Source organism: Kribbella sp. CA-245084 (assembly GCF_050942355.1).
Taxonomy (GTDB): domain Bacteria; phylum Actinomycetota; class Actinomycetes; order Propionibacteriales; family Kribbellaceae; genus Kribbella.
On the sequence record NZ_CP192053.1, the window covers coordinates 3,128,710 to 3,145,157 of the forward strand.

Genomic DNA, 16,448 nt, shown 5'->3' on the forward strand with positions numbered 1-16,448 from the left:
CGAGCTGCCGCTCCTGAAGGTTTCCAGCGTGTAAACGTCCTCGGGAATCTCTTGGCAAGGTGTGACATTGCACTTAAGGTCAGTGCAATGTCACACGGTACTGAGGTGAGGGTAGAGCTGACCGGTGGGCTGCTGGGGAGTTGGCAGCGGCGGAACCGGGTCGCGACGATCCCGCATGTCATCGGGGAACTGCGGAAGGCCGGGAACCTGGAGAACCTGCGCCGGCTCGCCGATCCGTCGGTCGGGCCGTACCGCGGACGGTACCCGTTCCTGGACACGGATCTGTACAAGACGCTCGAAGGGCTCGCGTACGAGGTGGGCCGCGAGGACGCGCCGGCCGGCGCGCGGGAGTTCTTCGACGAGGTCGTCGTACTGCTGGAAGAGGCGCAGGCCGAGGACGGCTACCTGAACTCGTACTTCCAGGACCCGGACCAGCCCAAGCAGCCGTGGTCCGATCTCGGCTGGGGGCACGAGCTGTACAACCTCGGCCACCTCATCCAGGCCGCCGTCGCCGCGAACCGCCGGCTCGGCGACGACCGGCTGCTGACGATCGCCTGCAAGTTCACCGACCTCGTGGTGAGCAAGTACGGCGAGCACGGCGAGGAGGTCGTCGACGGGCATCCCGAGGTGGAGATGGCGCTCGTCGAGCTTTATCGAGAAACCGGCAACCAGGACTACCTGACCCAGGCGCAGCTGTTCGTCGATCGGCGCGGGCACGGGAAGCTCAAGCACACGATCTTCCCGGGCGAGTACTTCCAGGATCACGTCCCGTTCCGCGAGCTGCCGTCGGTCATCGGGCACGCCGTCCGGATGGCTTATCTGGCGGCCGGCGCGACGGACGTCTACCTGGAGACGGGCGATCAGACGCTGCTGGCCGCGCTCGAGCGGCTCTGGGACGACATGGTCGCGACCAAGCTCTACCTCACCGGCGGGCTCGGCAGCCGGCACTCCGACGAGGCGATCGGCGATCGGTACGAGTTGCCGTCCGAGCGTGCGTACGCCGAGACGTGCGCCGCGATCGCGACGATGCAGTGGGCGTGGCGGATGTTCGTTGCCACCGGCAAGGCGTCGTACCTCGATGTCTACGAGACTGTGCTCTACAACGCTTATGCCGTTGGGCTTTCGGCGGACGGTACGGCGTTCTTCTACGACAACCCGCTGCAGCGGCGACCGGATCACGAGCAACGATCCGGCGCCGAAGACGGCGGTGAACTGCTGCGGCGCGCATGGTTCGGGTGCCCATGCTGCCCGCCGAACATCGTCCGCTGGATGTCCGAGCTGCAGGACCAGGTGGCAGTCGCCCGCGACGACGTGCTGTACGTCGGGGTGTACGCCGACGCTCACATCACCGCCGGTGACCTGGCAATCAGCGTCTCCACCAACTACCCGTGGGACGGCGAGATCACCCTCACGGTCGAGAACGCGCCGGCCGAGGAACGCACGATCGCGCTCCGGATCCCCGTGTGGGCGACCGAGGCGACGCTCGCCCTGCCCGGCGCCGAGGTCGAGGCTCCGGCGCCGGTCGACGACGGATGGGTCGTCGTCCGCCGCACCTTCGTCCCCGGCGACATCGTGCGACTGACGTTGCCGATGGCACCGAGAGCGCACGGGTCGCACCCGTACCTGGATGCGACCCGGGATGCGATCGCGGTGGCTCGTGGTCCGCTGGTTTATTGCGTCGAGCAACAAGATGTGGACGCGCCGGTCGACGACCTGTTGCTGACGCCGAGCGCTGTCAGTACGGCGATTGCGCGGCAGCGCGAAGACCATCTCGTCCTCGAGCTGACAGCCGGGGTCGCACCCGAGCCGCCGGCCGAGCTCTATCCCGTCCTCACCGAAGCAAGCAAACAATCCGCCGTCCAAGAAGTGCCGGCGACATTCGTCCCGTACTTCCTGTGGGGAAACCGTCAGGCCTTGGCCATGCGTGTGTGGCTGCGAACTGAAAGAGAAGGCTAATGAAGAGAACTTCAATGCTCGTCGGGCTGGTGGCAACCGCCGCGCTCACCCTCAGCGCGTGCGGTGGCGGCACGTCCGGTACCAGCGGCCAAACGGCCGCCGGTCCGGGTGCCAAGGCGGAACAGGGCGGCACCTTGCAGGTGCTCGCGAACGCGGCCTTCTCGCACCTCGACCCGGCCCGCGGCTTCGACGGCGGCGTCAACAACTTCTACCGGTTGATCTACCGGACGCTCACCACCCAGGGCGCCGCACCAGGTGCCGAAGGCACCAAGATCGTCCCGGACCTCGCCACCGACACCGGCAAGCCCAGCGACGGCGGCAAGACCTGGACGTTCACGCTGAAGGACGGAGTGTTCTTCGAGACCGGCGCGCCGATCACCAGCGCCGACGTGAAGTGGGGTGTCGAGCGCGCCTGGGATCCCGAGCTCGGCATCGGCTCGCCGTACGCGAAGCAGCTGATCGAGGCGCCGGCGTCGTACCAGGGCCCCTACAAGTCGGGTGACCTGGCAACGATCGCGACGCCGGACGCGAAGACGATCGTGTTCCACCTGAAGAAGCCGTTCGCGGACTTCGGCAGCGTGGTCGCGCAGAACACCTTCACCCCGGTGCCGAAGGGCCAGGGCGCGGGCAACCAGCTGGACAGCAAGCCGATCTCGTCCGGTCCGTACAAGCTCGCCGACTACAAGCCGGGCGCGTCGCTCAAGCTCGTCCGCAACGACAAGTGGGACAAGAAGACCGACAACGTCCGGACGGCGAACCCGGACGCGTTCCAGTGGACGTTCGGCCTCGACCCGGCCACGATCGACGAGCGCATGCTCGCCGGCCAGGGCACGGACGCCGATGCGATCGCCGGTACGGTCCAGGCCGCGACCGTCGCCCGGATGCAGACGCCGCAGCTCAAGCAGCGCACGATGACCGGCATCAACGGCTGTACGACGTACATGGGTCTCAACACCACGAAGAAGCCGCTGGACAACGTCAAGGTGCGGCAGGCGATCAACCTCGCGATCAACAAGCAGACCGTGCGCGACGCGGACGGCGGATCGGCCCTCGCCGAGATAGGGAACACGATCCAGCCGCCGACGATCCTCGGCCGGGTGGACTACGACCCGTATCCGAGTCCGGACAACAAAGGCGATGTCGACGGCGCCCGCAAGCTGCTGACCGAGGCCGGTCTGGCGAACGGTTTCACGATGACGCTGGACACCCGGGCGCAGCCGAAGATGCAGGCGATGGCGGTCGCGATCCAGCAGGCGCTGGAGCCGCTGAAGATCACCGTGAAGATCAACACGATCGACACCGCGACGTACTACGAGGTGATCGGTACGACGTCGCAGCAGCACGACGCGGCGATCACCGGCTGGTGCCCGGACTGGGCGTCCGGTGCGACGTTCCTGCCGCCGCTGTTCGACGGCCGCAACATCACCCCGAAGGGCAACACGAACCTGTCGCAGCTGAACGACCCGGGCGTCAACGCGAAGATCGACGAGATCGCCAAGCTCACCGACGTCAACGCGGCGAACGCGGCGTACGGCGAGCTGGACAAGCAGATCATGGCCCTCGCGCCGGTCGTCCCGCTGCTGTACGAGAAGGTGCTGATGCTTGTCGGTAGCAACATTGGCGGCGCCTACCTGCACGACGGCTTCTCCGGCGGGATCGACCTGGTCTCGGTCGGCCTCAAGGACGCAGGGAAGTGACAACCAGCCCGACGCTTGTCGAGGTCGAGGAGGCGGTGCCATCAGGGCCGTTGGCACCGCCCACCTCGGGCAAGCGGGTGCTCACCACGATCACCCGGGACAAGGGCGCGCTGGCGTGCCTGGTGTTCCTGGCGATCGTGGTGCTGATGGCGGTCGCCGCTCCGCTGATCACGAAAATCAGCGGGTGGGGGCCGTACCAGTTCGACTCGGCGGCGATCAACTCCGACCTCGGCGGCGTACCGCATGGCTCGCTCGGCGGGATCAGCGGCTCGCACTGGTTCGGCGTCGAACCGCAGAACGGCCGCGACCTGTTCGCCCGGATCGTGTACGGCGCCCGCGTGTCGATCACGATCTCGTTGTCTGCAACGTTGCTCACCGGGATCCTCGGCGTCGTACTCGGCATGCTGGCCGGGTTCTACCGCGGCTGGGTCGACCAGGTGATCTCGCGGCTGATGGACTTCCTGATGGCGTTCCCGGCGCTGATCTTCATGATCGCGATCCTGTCGTCGCTGCCGTCGGGCAACCGGCCGGTGCTGCTGGTCGTGGTGATCAGCGTGTTCGGCTGGCCCTACCTGGCCCGGGTGATCCGCGGGCAGACGATGACGCTGGCCAACCGGGAGTTCGTCGAGGCGGCGCGGGCGTCCGGGGCCAAGGACACCCAGGTGGTGTTCCGGGAGATCCTGCCGAACCTGCGCGGCTCGATCGTGGTGATGACGACACTGGCGATCCCCGGCTTCATCGGCACCGAGGCCGGCCTGTCGTTCCTCGGCGTCGGTGTCTCGCCGCCGACCGCGTCGTGGGGCCAGATGATCGCGAGCTCGGTCAGTTGGTACTCCGTCGACCCGATGTTCTTCGCGATCCCCGGCGCGTTCCTGTTCCTCACCGTGCTCTCGCTGACGGTGCTCGGCGACAAGATCCGCACGCTGATCGACCAAGGAGAGGCGGCATGACGCGCTATGTCCTGGGCCGGCTCGGCAGCGTCGTACTGATCCTGCTGGCCGTGTGCCTGTTCACGTATCTGATCTTCTTCAAGCTGTCGCCGGATCCCGCGGTGATGATCTGCGGCAAGACGTGCACGCCGGACCGGATCAACTCGATCCGCGACGTACTCGGGCTGAACCAGCCGATCCTGACCCAGTTCTGGGAGTTCCTGCACGGCATCTTCGCGGGCCGTCAGTACGGCTCGGTGCACTGCCCGGCGCCGTGTCTGGGCTACAGCTTCCAGACCAACGAGTCGGTCTGGAGCATGATCACCGCGCGGCTGCCCGTCAGCATCACGGTCGCGGTCGGCGCCGCCGTACTGTGGCTGCTCGTCGGCGTCATCGGCGGTCTCGTCAGCGCCGTGAAGCAAGGTACCTGGTGGGACCGTACGGCGATGGCGCTCGCGCTCGGCGGCGTGAGTATCCCGAACTACGTGCTCGCGCTGCTGCTGCAGTACGTGCTCGTCGTGAAGCTGCAGGTGCTGCCGTTCCCGTCGGCGGTGCCGTTCGCGGACAACCCGGTGTTGTGGTTCGAGTCGTACCTGATGCCGTGGGTCGTCCTGGCCGTCGGCTACGCCTGCCTGTACGCACGCCTGACGCGGAGCAATGTCATCGACACGTTGTCGGAGAACTACTTCCGTACTGCGCGCGCAAAGGGACTGAGCGGTTCGCTGATCATGCGCCGGCATGCACTGCGGCCGGCGTTGACGCCGATCACGACGATCTTCGGGATGGACTTCGCCGGGCTGCTCGGCGGCGCGCTGATCACCGAGACCGTGTTCGGGCTGAACGGGATCGGCAAGATGGCGGCCGACTCGATCGCCAAGAACGACCAGCCGGTGATCATGGCGGTGACCCTGCTGGCTGCGTTCTTCGTTGTCATCGGCAACGTCGTGGTGGACCTGCTGTACACGGCACTGGATCCGCGGGTGCGGGTGGTGTCGTCGTGAGCGATCTCTTCATTGTCGACAATCTGACTGTCACCTTGCCGACAAGTCGTGGTCCGGTGGAGGTGGTGAAGAATCTGTCGTTCACGGTCGGTCGCGACGACACGCTCGGGATCGTCGGCGAGTCCGGATCGGGCAAGTCGATGACCGCGCTCGCCGTCCTCGGCTTGTTGCCGCGTGGTGCGCAGACGTCCGGGAGTGTCCGGCTGGACGGCACGGAGTTGCTCGGCAAGTCGGAGCGAGACCTGAGAGCCGTTCGCGGCAACGCGATCTCGATGGTGTTCCAGGACCCGCTGTCGTCACTGAATCCCTACTACACCGTGGGTCTGCAGATCTCGGAGATGTACCAGACGCACCAGGGCGGATCGCGACGCGCGGCCAAGCAGGTCGCGATCGAGGCGCTCGAGCGGGTCGGGATTCCTGATCCTGGGCGGCGGGTCGATCACTACCCGCACCAGTTCTCCGGTGGCCAACGGCAACGAGTCATGATCGCGATGGCGTTGTGCTGCTCGCCCTCGTTGCTGATCGCGGACGAGCCGACGACGGCGCTCGACGTGACCGTGCAGGCACAGATCCTGGAGTTGCTGGCCGAACTGCAGTCGACGACCGGGACCGGGATGATCTTCATCACCCACGACCTGGCTGTGATCAGTTCGATCGCGCAGCGAGTGCTCGTGATGCGCGAGGGTGATCCGGTCGAGTACGGGACGGCTGAGCAGGTGTTCTCAGACCCCCAGCACGACTACACGCGGATGCTGCTGGACGCCGTACCCAGGATCGATGACGAGGTGTCAGCATGACGTTGCTGCAGGTCCGCGGTGTGACGAAGCAGTTCGTCACGCGGGGCGAAGGCGCGATGGCGAAGAAGTCCACGTTCACTGCGGTGGACGACGTGAGCTTCGAGGTCGAGCTGGGCGAGACGCTCGCGATCGTGGGGGAGTCGGGCAGCGGGAAGTCGACCACGGCGCGGATCGCGGCCCGGTTGCTGGAGCCGACGAACGGGTCGGTCGTGTTCGACGGGCAGGACGTGACACGGGCCAAGGGCAAGGAGTTGGCGACGTTCCGGAACAACGTGCAAGTGGTGTTCCAGGACCCGTTCTCGTCGCTGAACCCGCGGTACACGGTCGAGCGGATCATCACCGCGCCGCTCAGCTACCAGGGGATCGCGCCGGCCGGCGGGCGTCGCGCGTTCACGCAGGAGCTGATGGAGCGCGTCGGGCTGAACCCGGATCACTACCGGCGGTACCCGGCGCAGTTCTCCGGCGGGCAGGCGCAGCGGATCGGGATCGCTCGTGCGCTCGCGGTGAACCCGAAGCTGGTGATCTGCGACGAGGCGGTGTCGGCGCTCGACGTGTCGATCCAGGCGCAGGTGCTGCAGTTGCTGATGCGGTTGCAGCGGGAGAGCGGGTTCAGCTATATCTTCATCGCGCACGACCTGGCCGTGGTGCGGCAGATCTCCCAGCGCGTGGCCGTGATGAACAAAGGCCGCATCGTCGAGGTTGGGTCGCGGGACCGGGTGTTCGGCGATCCGCAGGACGAGTACACGAAGACGCTGCTGGCCGCCGTACCCCGGATCAACCCGGAGTGGGACGCCAGACGGAGGAGGCGCAATGGTTGAGTACACGATCCCTGGGATGCATGTCCGCGAGCACACGCTGGAGGTGCCGCTGGACTGGTCGGCTCCTTCCGAGCGGATCACGGTGTTCGCCCGTGAGCTCGTCGACCCGGTCCGCAAGGACGAGGATCTGCCGTGCCTGCTGTTCCTGCAGGGCGGGCCCGGTGGCAAGGGTCCGCGGCCGACCGGACCGGCCGGATGGGTCGGGCAGGCGCTGAAGAAGTACCGGGTCGTGCTGATGGATCAGCGCGGCACAGGGCGCAGTACGCCGGTCACCGGGCGGCGGATTGCGGCGATGTCGGCCGAGGACGGCGCCGACTACCTCGCGTGCTTCCGGGCGGACTCGATCATCGCGGATGCCGAGCACCTGCGGAAGACGGTCTTCGGCGACAAGCCGTGGTCGACGCTGGGGCAGAGCTACGGCGGCTTCCTCACGCTCACCTATTTGTCCAAGGCGCCTGAGGGTCTGACCGCCTGCTACGTGACCGGCGGGCTGGCGTCGATCGATCCGTCGGCGGCTGAGGTGTACCGGCGTACCTATCCCCGCGTCGAGGCGAAGAACCGCGAGTTCTACCGGCGCTACCCGCACAACGTGGAGCAGGTCGCCGCGATCGCGGACCGGCTGGCGGCGGACGACGTACGGCTGCCGGACGGTGATCGGCTGACGGTACGGCGGTTCCAGTCGCTCGGGATCGACTTCGGGATGAAGCCCGGGTACGAGCGGATCCACTGGCTGATCGACGAGGCGTTCGACGGTGACGAGCTGTCGAGCACGTTCCTCGGACAGGTGCTGGGATCGTCGTCGTACCTCGGGAATCCGCTGTTCGCGGCGCTGCAGGAGAGCATCTACGGATCCGGCGAGGGCGCGACGGGGTGGGCGGCTGAGGCCGAGCGGGCGCGGCGGCCGGAGTTCGCCGAGGACGCACGGCCGCTGCTGTTCACCGGCGAGATGATGTACCCCTGGATGTTCGAGGAGATCGGCGGGCTGCGGCCGTTCCAGGGCGCGGTCGAGCTGATGGCGCAGCGGCCGCGGTGGCCCGAGCTGTACGACCTCGAGCGGCTCGCGGCGAACGACGTACCGGTCGCTGCAGCGGTCTACTTCGACGACATGTACGTCGACTCCGGGCTGCAGCTCGACACCGCCGGGCGGGTCGGGAACCTGCAGGCCTGGGTGACGAACGAGTACGAGCACGACGGCCTCGGGTCGGACCGCGTGTTCGAGCGGCTCACCGACTTGGTGGCGTCCGTCGGGGGTGGCATCCCGGCGCGGTGAGGGATGGTGCTTCACAATAGGCGGCGACCCTGGGAGGTGAATGATGACTGCCGATTCGACCGAGCCGATGCCGAGCGTACGGCGGCTCGCACAACGCGAGAACCTGCGTGACAGCGTTGCCAACGCACTGCGCGCGGCGGTGATCTCCGGTGAGCTGAAACCGGGGGAGGTGTACTCCGCGCCGACGCTCGGGGCGCGGTTCGGCGTCTCCGCGACACCGGTGCGCGAGGCGATGCTGGACCTCGTCCGCGAGGGCCTGGTGATCTCCTTGCGGAACAAGGGCTTCCGGGTCACCGAGGTGTCCGACGAGGACCTCGATAACGTGGCCGCGGTCCGGCAGCTGATCGAGCCGCCGACGATCCGTGACGTCGTACCGGTGATTCCGACGGCGGACTACCCGCGGCTGCGCCGGCTGGCCGAGGACATCGTGGTGGCGGCGCAGGCGGGCGACCTGATCGCGTACATCGAGGCGGATCGGGTCTTCCACGTCACCCTGCTCGCGTACTCCGGCAACCAGAAGCTCGTCGACGTCGTCTCGGACCTGCGTTCCCAGACCCGCCTGCTCGGTCTCACGCCGCTGGTCGAGAGCGGGCGGCTGCTTCCGTCGGCCACCGAGCACCACGAGCTGATGGACATGGTCGAGGCCGGAGACGGCAAGGGGGCCGAGCAGCTGATGCGTCAGCACATCGGCCACGTCCGCGGATTGTGGGCCCGATCTCAGAGCAGCTGACGATGGAGTGAGTCGGCGACAAACGCCTTGAACTCGTCCGGAGTCCAACCGGACTCGTCGACCAGCTCCTGATAGACCCCGGGCGCGGCGAGCGCGCGATAGATGGCCTGCGCCTGCTTGAGCGGGATCTGCAACTGGTCTTCCAGCGAGGCGATCATCGCGTCCATCACTTGGTTGCGTCCGGCAAGCTTCGAGCGCAGCAAGGCCTTTGTTTCCGGGCTTTCGTCGGTCGCGGCCTCGAAGATCAGTACGACGTCGAAGCCGGCGGCGTACAGGTTGGTGAGCCAGCCGGCCGCGCCGCGGAGTCGCTGGGCGGGGTCCTCGATCGCCAACACCTGCTGGGCTCGCTCGATGGCGCCGGCCTCGCTCAGCCATTGGTCGCAGATCAGCGAGAGGATCTCCCGCTTGGTGCCGAACGCCGAGTAGACGGTCCGGGTCGCGACGCCGGCCTCCTTGGCGATCGCGTCGATGCTGGTGGCGCCGTACCCCTGCGCGGCGAAGAGCGCACGGGCCGCACGGGCGATCCGCAGGCGGGTCTCTTCGGCCTGCACCTGGCGATAGGACTTGACAGCCTCGGGCATGTCGGCACACTATCACTGTGTTGAGTGCAGTGACACTGCATCGAGTGCACTACTAGTGCAATAACTCCGAGGGGGAGTCATGGAAGGACCACGTGAGGTGCTGGAGCGGATCCTGCACGAGGGATTCGCGACCGGGAACGAGGCGATCGTCGACGAGCTCTGCGCGCCGGATCTGATCGAGCACCAGTTCCGCCTGGCCGGGACGGGTCAGCAGGCCCGCGACCTGGTCAAGGCCGCGATCCGGCAGGTGCACGAGCTGATGCCGGACATCGTGTACACGCTGGAGGAGTCGGTCGTCGTCGGCGACGTCGTCTGGGCCCACGGAAGGGCGCGGGGAACAGCTACCGGATCGTTCTTCGGCCCACCGAGCAATGCCGCCGTCGATATCGCGCTGTTCGAGGTGGCGCGCGTCGTCGACGGCCGGATCATCGAGCACTGGGGCTGCCCGGACCGCTTCGCTCTCCTCGAGCAGACGGGCGCACTGGCCCGCCTGGCCGCCTGACAGCTACTACTTGAGCGCCTGCTTTGCGGTGGTGGCGGCGTCGGCGCCGTATGCGGTGGTGAGGCGGTCGAGGAAGACGGCGTGGTCGAGCGTGTACTCCTGTGTCCCGACCGTTTCGAGGACCGTGGTGGCGAGCGTGCAGCCGAGGTGGGCGGCCGCTTCGTGGTCGAGTCCCGAGGCGCGGCCGGTGAGGTAGCCGGCGCGGAACGCGTCGCCGCCGCCGGTCGGGTCCACGAGGCCCGGAGCGGGCACGGCCGGGACCTTGACCAGTACGCCGGTCGTGTCCTCGATCACCACGCCGTCGCCGCCGCGAGTGGTGACGCGCACGCCGACCCGCTCGAGGATCTCGTTGTGGCTCCAGCCGGTCTTCTGCACCATCAGGCCCGCCTCGTACTCGTTGCTGAACAGGTACGCCGCTCCCTCGATCAGCCGGCGGATGTCCGCACCCTCCATCCGCGCCAGCTGCTGTGACGGGTCCGCCGCGACGGCGATCCCGTGCTGCTTGGCCAGCTCGGTGTGCTTGATCATCGCGTCCGGATCGTCGGCGCCGATCAGCACCAGGTCGACGCCGCCGGTGGCCTGGTGGATCGCGCCCAGGTCGAGCTCCCGCGCCTCGGCCATCGCACCGGTGTAGAACGAGGCGATCTGGTTCGCGTCCTGGTCCGTCGTACAGGTGAACCGCGCGGTGTGTACGTTCTCGCAGACGCGGACATGCGACACGTCCACGCCGGCCGCCGTCAGCGCCTCGCCGTACTCGGCGAAGTCGGCGCCGACCGACCCGACGAGCAGCGACCCGAACCCGAGCTGGGCCATGCCGTAGCAGATGTTCGCGCCGACACCGCCGCGGTGCACCACCAGCTCGTCGACCAGGAACGACAAGGAGACCTTGTGCATCTGCTCCTCGAGGAACTGGTCCTTGAACTTGCCCGGGAACGTCATCAGGATGTCGGTCGCGATCGATCCGGCGACAGCGATGCGCATGCGGGGTGCTCCCTCAGAGTCGGTAGAGCTGGGGTGGGTGTGCGGCGTGACGACAGCCAATAGAGACTACAGGCGACCGAACAAATACACGGAGGGCGGGAATTCATGGGCCATCAGGTACCGGTGACCGAGGAACTGCACGACTACATGGTCGCCCACGGCATGCCGCTGGACGAGATCGCGACCGAGCTGCGCGCCGAGACCGAGAAGCTCGGCAACCCCGCGGGGATGCTGACCACCGCGGACCAGGCCGGTCTGCTGACCACCCTGACCCGGCTGATCGGCGCCCGCCGTGCGGTCGAGATCGGCACCTTCACCGGCTTCTCCGCGCTGGCGATCTCGCGCGGGCTGCCGGACGACGGCGAACTGATCTGCCTGGACGTCAGCGACGAGTGGACCTCGATCGGCCGCAAGTACTGGGAGCGGGCCGGCGTCGCGGACAAGATCGACCTGCGGATCGGTGACGCGCACGACTCCGCGGCGAAGCTCGACGGCGAGTTCGACCTGGCGTTCGTCGACGCCGACAAGGACTGGTACATCAAGTACTTCGAGACCGTCCTGCCGCTGATCCGCCCGAACGGGCTGATGCTGTTCGACAACACGCTGGCCGGCGGACGGGTGATCGAGGCGGACGGCCCGGCCGACCGCAAGGAGTTCAACGCGCATGTCGCGCAGGACGATCGCGTCGACGTGGTCATGCTCGGCATCGGCGACGGGCTGACTCTGGTCCGCAAGAAGTGAGCAAGTCGGGGAGCAGGTCAGGGAGCAAGCCGGGCAGCAAGCCGGTGCCGCGGCTGGCGGTGCAGGGTCTGCAGCACAAGTACGGCGACCGGCCGGTGATCGAGGGGCTGACCTTCACGCTGGCCGCCGGGCAGGCGATCGCGCTGGTCGGGCCGAACGGCGCCGGCAAGACGACCGTACTCAAGTGCATCGTGGGTTCGGCCGAGCCGGCCGCCGGCAAGATCCTGCTCGACGGGGTGCCGATCGACGAGCGGGTCGAGGTCGTCCGTCGTGATGTCGCGACGCTGCTCGACGACCTGGACTTCTTCCCGGATCTGACCGCGGCCGAGCATCTCGACCTGCTCGCCCGCGCGCACGGCAACGCGTCGCCGGAGGATCTCGTCGACACCACGCTCGACGACATCGGGCTGCTGACGGCCGCCGACCAGCTGCCCGGCTCGCTGTCGTCGGGTCAGCGCCGTCGCCTCGCACTGGCGACGGCGCTGGTCCGGCCGCGCAAGCTGATGGTGCTCGACGAGCCGGAGGCGCGGCTGGACACCGACGGTGTGCAGTGGCTGTCGAACCGGCTGCTCGAGGAGAAGAAGTCCGGCACTTCGATCCTGTTCGCGAGCCACGATCCCGCGCTGGTCGAGACGGTCGCCGACTCCATCGTCACGTTGACTCCGCTGCCATGACGGACGGGCCCGTTGTCTTCGATCCCAGCGACTTCGGCGCGATCCCGACGTCGCGGTCGTTGCGGCAGTGGATGCGCACGACCCGCCGACGGCATGCGGATCGGTCGTTCTGGCAGATCTTCGAGGACGTGTACCTGGTCCTGTTCACGTTGGCGATGGTCGGCGCGACGGCCGGCAACGTCGTACGGCACCTGAACTCGGACGCGGCCCGCTGCTCGTCGTACACCTGCGGGCAGCTCACCGAGTGGATGCCGTGGATCATGGTGCCGTTGCTGTTGGCAATCACCGTGCGGATGCTGCTCGCGGTCGGGCCGGTGTCGGCGTCGCGGGCCAGCGGGTTCTGGCTGCTCGCTACGCCGGTCAACCGAGCCGCGCTACTGCGCCCGGCGTACCGGCTGGTGACGGCTGCGGTCGCGGTCGCCGGGCTCGTCGCGGCGGCGGTCGTCTGGGCTCTGATCGGGTCGAGCTTCGGGGTTGTGCTCGAGGCGGCGGTCCTGATCAGCGCACTGCTGGTGTGCGCGGCGATCGGCACGGTCTGGGCACAACAGTCGACCCGACGCTCCCGGTGGACGCTTCGGGTGGCCGACCTGCTGCTGATCGCCGCCCTGGTCCCCGCCGCGATCCTGGCCTTCCGGCACGACCCGACGCGAAATGTGCAGACCGCCAACGTCATCCTGACGTTTGCGGAGGCGGAGCAGGTGTCCGCCTTCGACCCAGGTGGGCTGTATCTGGTGGTGATCTGCGTGGTCGTCGTCGTGCTTTGCCTCGGCCTGACGACGATCACCTCGCGGACGCTCGACAGGCTCGGGCGGTCGAGTGTGATCGCGGGCGGCGAGCTGCTGGCCGGCCTCGCGGGTGCGGCGAGCAGTCTGGACATCAGCATGCTCGGCGACGTGATCTCCGGGCGGCACTGGCGGTTGAAGGGGCGGGTGCGTTCGCGGCGCGGCATGGGTTCGCGCGGCGGTGCGATCGTGCAGCGCGAGTTCTGGCGGATCCTGCGCTGGCCGCGGCGGCTCATCATCGCGGGCGCGTTGCTCGTTGTCCCGTACGCCGTCGCGGGCGCGGGGTTCGACGTACTTGTCCCGATCGCGGCCGCGTTCGCCGGGTTCATCGCCGTACGGCCGATGCTCGACGGACTGCGGTCGGTTTGCCGCTCGACCGGCCTGGTGCGCGCGATGGGGATGGATCTGCGCGACTTGCGCGTGGTGATGGCGGTGGTTCCGGGGCTGTTCGCGGTGCTCTGGGCGGGGCTCGCGTTCCCCGCGATCGGCAGTCTCTCGGCGACGTTCGCGGTCGCGGGCGGCGTGATCTCCGGGGCGGTGCGGCAGGCGTCCGCGCGGCCTCCGACGTATGCCGGTCCGCTGGTCGCCTCGCCGATGGGGGCGATCCCGCCCGGACTGTTCTCCCAGCCGGCCCGCGGGTTCGACCTGCTGCTCCTGTGTCTGGCGCCGGTGCTGCTCAACCTGCCGCCGCTGTGGGTCGTGGCCATTCCGGCCTTCGTCCTGACCGTGATGTTCTCGGTGCGCCCGAAAACTGACTGATCCTCGACTTGGCTTATCTTGGCGTGAACAGGTACCTTGTCTCGCATGGTAGCCGAGAAGGTCTTCACGCAGTTGCGCCGCGGGACGCTGGAGTACTGCGTCCTGGCGCTGTTGCAGGGAGAGCCTCGTTACGGTTTCGAGTTGGTCAAGGCGCTGAGTGACGTCGACGGAATGGTCACGACCGAGGGCACGATCTACCCACTGCTGGCCCGGCTGCGTCGTGAAGGCCTGGTCGAGACGAGCTGGCAGGAGTCCGGATCGGGCCCGCCGCGGCGGTATTACACCTCGACACCCGAGGGCAGCCAGGCGCTGGCCGCGTTCACCGCGGACTGGCAACGGTTCTGCACCTCGGTCGACAAGATCTTGCAGAGTGGGAGACGGGGATGAACATGGAACTGGACAGCAATCGGCTGGTCGACGCGTACCTGGACGAGCTGGCCACAGAGGCCGCGGTGCTGCCGGCCGGACGGCGCGACGAGCTCCTCGACGACATGAAGACGCACATCGCCGAGGCACGCGCGGCAGGTGCCACCTCCGAGGACGAGATCCGCGAGGTCCTGCAGCGGCTCGGCCGGCCGAGCGAGATCGTCGCCGCCGCCACCGACGGCCTGGTGCAGGTCGAGGTAGGGCCGCGCCTGCGTCCGCAGGACTTCGTCGCGGTCGGACTGCTGCTGGTCGCGCCGTACCTGCTGTCGCTCAGCTTGATCGTGGCCGTTGTTGGCTGGGGGATCGGCCTCGGGCTGCTCTGGACGTCGAACCGCTGGACCACGATCTGGAAGCTGATCGGCACCCTGAGCTGGCCGCTCGGGTACGCCGTGGCGCTGGCGCTCGACATGTTCGTCCAGCCCCCGATCGGGATCATCCTGGCGGCCGACACAGTGGTCTCGGTCGGCCTGATCGCCGCCCTCGTGCTGAACGCCCGCGCGCCGCGTCAGACTTCGTAGACCAGCCACTTGCGTTCGATCTCGGTCGGTAGGTCGACGTCGTGCCGGCGTGCGAACAGCAGGAGCTGGCAGAAGACGTCGGCGAACTCCTGGTGGAAGGTGTCGCGGATCTGGTCGGGGGTTGCGCCTTTGGAGCGGGCACGGCCGGTGTGTTGGAGGTAGGCCTGCGTCAGCTCGCCGACTTCCTCTTGCAGCTTGAGCAGGAACCAGTCCGGGTCCCGCTCGAACCCGAGGCGCTCGCCGTACCGCACGGACAACTTCTCCAACCGCTCCGAGAGCGTCTCAAGATCCACCGCAACACCTAAACAGGCCCCACCGACAATCGCGGTGGGGCCTGCGGTGGGGGCGTGCTAGGCCGGCTTGTCGCCGTTCGGGGTCGCGTCGACCGTGGGGAACGGGTCCAGGTCGGGGAGGCTCGGCTCGGGGTCGGTGGTGGGGTCGGGGCTGACCGGTTCCTGCGCCGGGTCGCCGTCGACCTGGATGCTCTTGGGCGCGGTGGCCCAGACGGCGGCGGCTGCGCGGGCGGCGTCGGCCGCGTCGGTCTGGCGTTCGTAGTTCTTGATGTCGAGTGCGTACGCCTTCACCACCGCGGTGAGGTCGCGGCGCAGCTGCTTGTGCACCCAGAGGGCGTAGGCCTGCGAGCGGGCCTCGATGAAGTTCTTGAGTTCCTGCATCTGGGCGGGGGTCATGTCGTCGTCCTCCGAATGGCCGGGGGTGAATTCGCCGCGGGCGATCGCGGCACGGGCTGGATCGCCGGGGCAGTCGGTCGGCTCCGGACGGACCGCGGAGTGCGGCCGGATCGCCGTACCGCGGGGGTAGAGCTTGCGGAAGTCGGCGATCACCGCGCGGGTGGTCGCCTTCATCGCGGCGGACGGCTGCTCGCCGGTGACCAGCACCAGCAGGATCGCGCCGTACCGTTCGTTCACGTCGTTGTCGCCGTTCGCACCGGACTGGGTCCGCAGCCCGCGCAGCGTCCAGGCCCGCCCGGACTGGTCGACCGCGATCTGGTACGCGATGTCGGACCAGCCGCGGCTGTCCATGTGGTAGTCCTGCCACCCGCGCAACGCGGACGCGACCGCCGCCTGGGTGTGGATCACCTTCGTCGACCCGGTGCCCGGCCAGTGGATCACCGCGCCCTCGACCCGGGACACGGTCAGGTTCCCCGGCCCGTCCTTCGGCGGTCGCGCATTCCACGCAGACCGGGGCAGATAGTTGACCATCGATACTCCTCACGTGCCTCACAGCGCCACATACCCACCGCTGGCGCTCGGTAATCAACCGATCAC

At 68.0% G+C, this 16,448-nt stretch carries 18 protein-coding genes; 14 read left to right on the forward strand and 4 right to left on the reverse strand.

Annotation, left to right across the window (positions count from 1 at the left end; genetic code table 11):
• Positions 1 to 105 precede the first annotated feature (105 nt).
• The 8 genes from ACQPYH_RS15110 to ACQPYH_RS15145 are packed head-to-tail and all read left to right on the forward strand — an operon-like array spanning position 106 to position 9,198.
• On the forward strand, positions 106 to 1,956 hold the full coding sequence (locus ACQPYH_RS15110) for a glycoside hydrolase family 127 protein (RefSeq protein ID WP_432891602.1): 1,851 nt from the start codon (positions 106 to 108) through the stop codon (positions 1,954 to 1,956).
• On the forward strand, positions 1,956 to 3,653 hold the full coding sequence (locus tag ACQPYH_RS15115) for an ABC transporter substrate-binding protein (RefSeq protein ID WP_432891604.1): 1,698 nt from the start codon (positions 1,956 to 1,958) through the stop codon (positions 3,651 to 3,653). Before ACQPYH_RS15110 ends, ACQPYH_RS15115 begins: the two co-directional genes overlap by 1 nt.
• Positions 3,650 to 4,603, forward strand: a complete 954-nt coding sequence (locus ACQPYH_RS15120) for an ABC transporter permease (RefSeq protein ID WP_432891607.1) — start codon at positions 3,650 to 3,652, stop codon at positions 4,601 to 4,603. The genes ACQPYH_RS15115 and ACQPYH_RS15120 overlap by 4 nt, the downstream gene beginning before the upstream one ends.
• Positions 4,600 to 5,583, forward strand: a complete 984-nt coding sequence (locus tag ACQPYH_RS15125) for an ABC transporter permease (protein WP_432891609.1) — start codon at positions 4,600 to 4,602, stop codon at positions 5,581 to 5,583. Before ACQPYH_RS15120 ends, ACQPYH_RS15125 begins: the two co-directional genes overlap by 4 nt.
• Positions 5,580 to 6,380: an ABC transporter ATP-binding protein gene (locus ACQPYH_RS15130; RefSeq protein ID WP_432891612.1), complete on the forward strand. Its 801-nt coding sequence runs from the start codon at positions 5,580 to 5,582 to the stop codon at positions 6,378 to 6,380. Before ACQPYH_RS15125 ends, ACQPYH_RS15130 begins: the two co-directional genes overlap by 4 nt.
• On the forward strand, positions 6,377 to 7,198 hold the full coding sequence (locus tag ACQPYH_RS15135) for an ABC transporter ATP-binding protein (RefSeq protein ID WP_432891614.1): 822 nt from the start codon (positions 6,377 to 6,379) through the stop codon (positions 7,196 to 7,198). Before ACQPYH_RS15130 ends, ACQPYH_RS15135 begins: the two co-directional genes overlap by 4 nt.
• Positions 7,191 to 8,468, forward strand: a complete 1,278-nt coding sequence (locus tag ACQPYH_RS15140) for an alpha/beta fold hydrolase (protein ID WP_432891616.1) — start codon at positions 7,191 to 7,193, stop codon at positions 8,466 to 8,468. Before ACQPYH_RS15135 ends, ACQPYH_RS15140 begins: the two co-directional genes overlap by 8 nt.
• 43 nt (positions 8,469 to 8,511) lie before the next feature.
• The gene (locus tag ACQPYH_RS15145; RefSeq protein ID WP_432891618.1) at positions 8,512 to 9,198 is read left to right on the forward strand and encodes a GntR family transcriptional regulator; all 687 of its coding nucleotides are present in this window, start codon (positions 8,512 to 8,514) and stop codon (positions 9,196 to 9,198) included.
• Here ACQPYH_RS15145 and ACQPYH_RS15150 read toward each other — a convergent pair.
• Positions 9,186 to 9,779: a TetR/AcrR family transcriptional regulator gene (locus ACQPYH_RS15150; RefSeq protein WP_432891621.1), complete on the reverse strand. Its 594-nt coding sequence runs from the start codon at positions 9,777 to 9,779 to the stop codon at positions 9,186 to 9,188. The genes ACQPYH_RS15145 and ACQPYH_RS15150 overlap by 13 nt on opposite strands.
• Before the next feature lie 79 nt (positions 9,780 to 9,858).
• Between ACQPYH_RS15150 and ACQPYH_RS15155 the strand changes: the two genes are divergently transcribed.
• Positions 9,859 to 10,281, forward strand: coding sequence for an ester cyclase (locus tag ACQPYH_RS15155; RefSeq protein WP_432891624.1), 423 nt, complete (start codon positions 9,859 to 9,861; stop codon positions 10,279 to 10,281).
• Positions 10,282 to 10,287: 6 nt separating this feature from the next.
• Here ACQPYH_RS15155 and ACQPYH_RS15160 read toward each other — a convergent pair whose 3' ends face one another.
• Positions 10,288 to 11,262 carry a carbohydrate kinase family protein gene (locus ACQPYH_RS15160; protein ID WP_432891626.1) on the reverse strand — a complete coding sequence of 325 codons (975 nt, stop codon included), beginning with the start codon at positions 11,260 to 11,262 and terminating at the stop codon, positions 10,288 to 10,290.
• 105 nt (positions 11,263 to 11,367) lie between these two features.
• Between ACQPYH_RS15160 and ACQPYH_RS15165 the strand changes: the two genes are divergently transcribed.
• The 5 genes from ACQPYH_RS15165 to ACQPYH_RS15185 are packed head-to-tail and all read left to right on the forward strand — an operon-like array spanning position 11,368 to position 15,162.
• Positions 11,368 to 12,003 (forward strand): O-methyltransferase, encoded by a 636-nt coding sequence (locus ACQPYH_RS15165; protein ID WP_432891629.1) that lies wholly within the window; start codon positions 11,368 to 11,370, stop codon positions 12,001 to 12,003.
• Entirely contained in the window at positions 12,000 to 12,677 is a 678-nt protein-coding gene (locus ACQPYH_RS15170; protein WP_432891632.1) for an ABC transporter ATP-binding protein, read from the forward strand. The genes ACQPYH_RS15165 and ACQPYH_RS15170 overlap by 4 nt, the downstream gene beginning before the upstream one ends.
• Entirely contained in the window at positions 12,674 to 14,218 is a 1,545-nt protein-coding gene (locus tag ACQPYH_RS15175) for a DUF6297 family protein (RefSeq protein WP_432891635.1), read from the forward strand. Before ACQPYH_RS15170 ends, ACQPYH_RS15175 begins: the two co-directional genes overlap by 4 nt.
• 45 nt (positions 14,219 to 14,263) lie before the next feature.
• Positions 14,264 to 14,605: a PadR family transcriptional regulator gene (locus ACQPYH_RS15180; RefSeq protein ID WP_432891638.1), complete on the forward strand. Its 342-nt coding sequence runs from the start codon at positions 14,264 to 14,266 to the stop codon at positions 14,603 to 14,605.
• Complete coding sequence (locus ACQPYH_RS15185) at positions 14,602 to 15,162, forward strand: HAAS signaling domain-containing protein (protein ID WP_432891640.1); 561 nt, start codon at positions 14,602 to 14,604, stop codon at positions 15,160 to 15,162. Before ACQPYH_RS15180 ends, ACQPYH_RS15185 begins: the two co-directional genes overlap by 4 nt.
• Here the strand turns inward: ACQPYH_RS15185 and ACQPYH_RS15190 are convergent.
• Together ACQPYH_RS15190 and ACQPYH_RS15195 are read right to left on the reverse strand one after the other, a co-directional pair.
• Positions 15,150 to 15,455 (reverse strand): pyrophosphatase, encoded by a 306-nt coding sequence (locus tag ACQPYH_RS15190; RefSeq protein WP_432891642.1) that lies wholly within the window; start codon positions 15,453 to 15,455, stop codon positions 15,150 to 15,152. The genes ACQPYH_RS15185 and ACQPYH_RS15190 overlap by 13 nt on opposite strands.
• A 57-nt stretch (positions 15,456 to 15,512) precedes the next feature.
• Positions 15,513 to 16,382 carry a hypothetical protein gene (locus ACQPYH_RS15195; RefSeq protein WP_432891644.1) on the reverse strand — a complete coding sequence of 290 codons (870 nt, stop codon included), beginning with the start codon at positions 16,380 to 16,382 and terminating at the stop codon, positions 15,513 to 15,515.
• Positions 16,383 to 16,448 lie beyond the last annotated feature (66 nt).

What these genes read in the sequence shown, in the direction of transcription:
- ACQPYH_RS15115 (WP_432891604.1), top strand. Translation starts at nt 1,956, where the DNA reads ATGAAGAGAACTTCAATGCTCGTCGGGCTGGTGGCAACCGCCGCGCTC.
- ACQPYH_RS15125 (WP_432891609.1), top strand. Translation starts at nt 4,600, where the DNA reads ATGACGCGCTATGTCCTGGGCCGGCTCGGCAGCGTCGTACTGATCCTG.
- ACQPYH_RS15135 (WP_432891614.1), top strand. Translation starts at nt 6,377, where the DNA reads ATGACGTTGCTGCAGGTCCGCGGTGTGACGAAGCAGTTCGTCACGCGG.
- ACQPYH_RS15140 (WP_432891616.1), top strand. Translation starts at nt 7,191, where the DNA reads ATGGTTGAGTACACGATCCCTGGGATGCATGTCCGCGAGCACACGCTG.
- ACQPYH_RS15145 (WP_432891618.1), top strand. Translation starts at nt 8,512, where the DNA reads ATGACTGCCGATTCGACCGAGCCGATGCCGAGCGTACGGCGGCTCGCA.
- ACQPYH_RS15150 (WP_432891621.1), bottom strand. Translation starts at nt 9,779, where the DNA reads ATGCCCGAGGCTGTCAAGTCCTATCGCCAGGTGCAGGCCGAAGAGACC.
- ACQPYH_RS15155 (WP_432891624.1), top strand. Translation starts at nt 9,859, where the DNA reads ATGGAAGGACCACGTGAGGTGCTGGAGCGGATCCTGCACGAGGGATTC.
- ACQPYH_RS15160 (WP_432891626.1), bottom strand. Translation starts at nt 11,262, where the DNA reads ATGCGCATCGCTGTCGCCGGATCGATCGCGACCGACATCCTGATGACG.
- ACQPYH_RS15165 (WP_432891629.1), top strand. Translation starts at nt 11,368, where the DNA reads ATGGGCCATCAGGTACCGGTGACCGAGGAACTGCACGACTACATGGTC.
- ACQPYH_RS15175 (WP_432891635.1), top strand. Translation starts at nt 12,674, where the DNA reads ATGACGGACGGGCCCGTTGTCTTCGATCCCAGCGACTTCGGCGCGATC.
- ACQPYH_RS15180 (WP_432891638.1), top strand. Translation starts at nt 14,264, where the DNA reads ATGGTAGCCGAGAAGGTCTTCACGCAGTTGCGCCGCGGGACGCTGGAG.
- ACQPYH_RS15185 (WP_432891640.1), top strand. Translation starts at nt 14,602, where the DNA reads ATGAACATGGAACTGGACAGCAATCGGCTGGTCGACGCGTACCTGGAC.
- ACQPYH_RS15195 (WP_432891644.1), bottom strand. Translation starts at nt 16,382, where the DNA reads ATGGTCAACTATCTGCCCCGGTCTGCGTGGAATGCGCGACCGCCGAAG.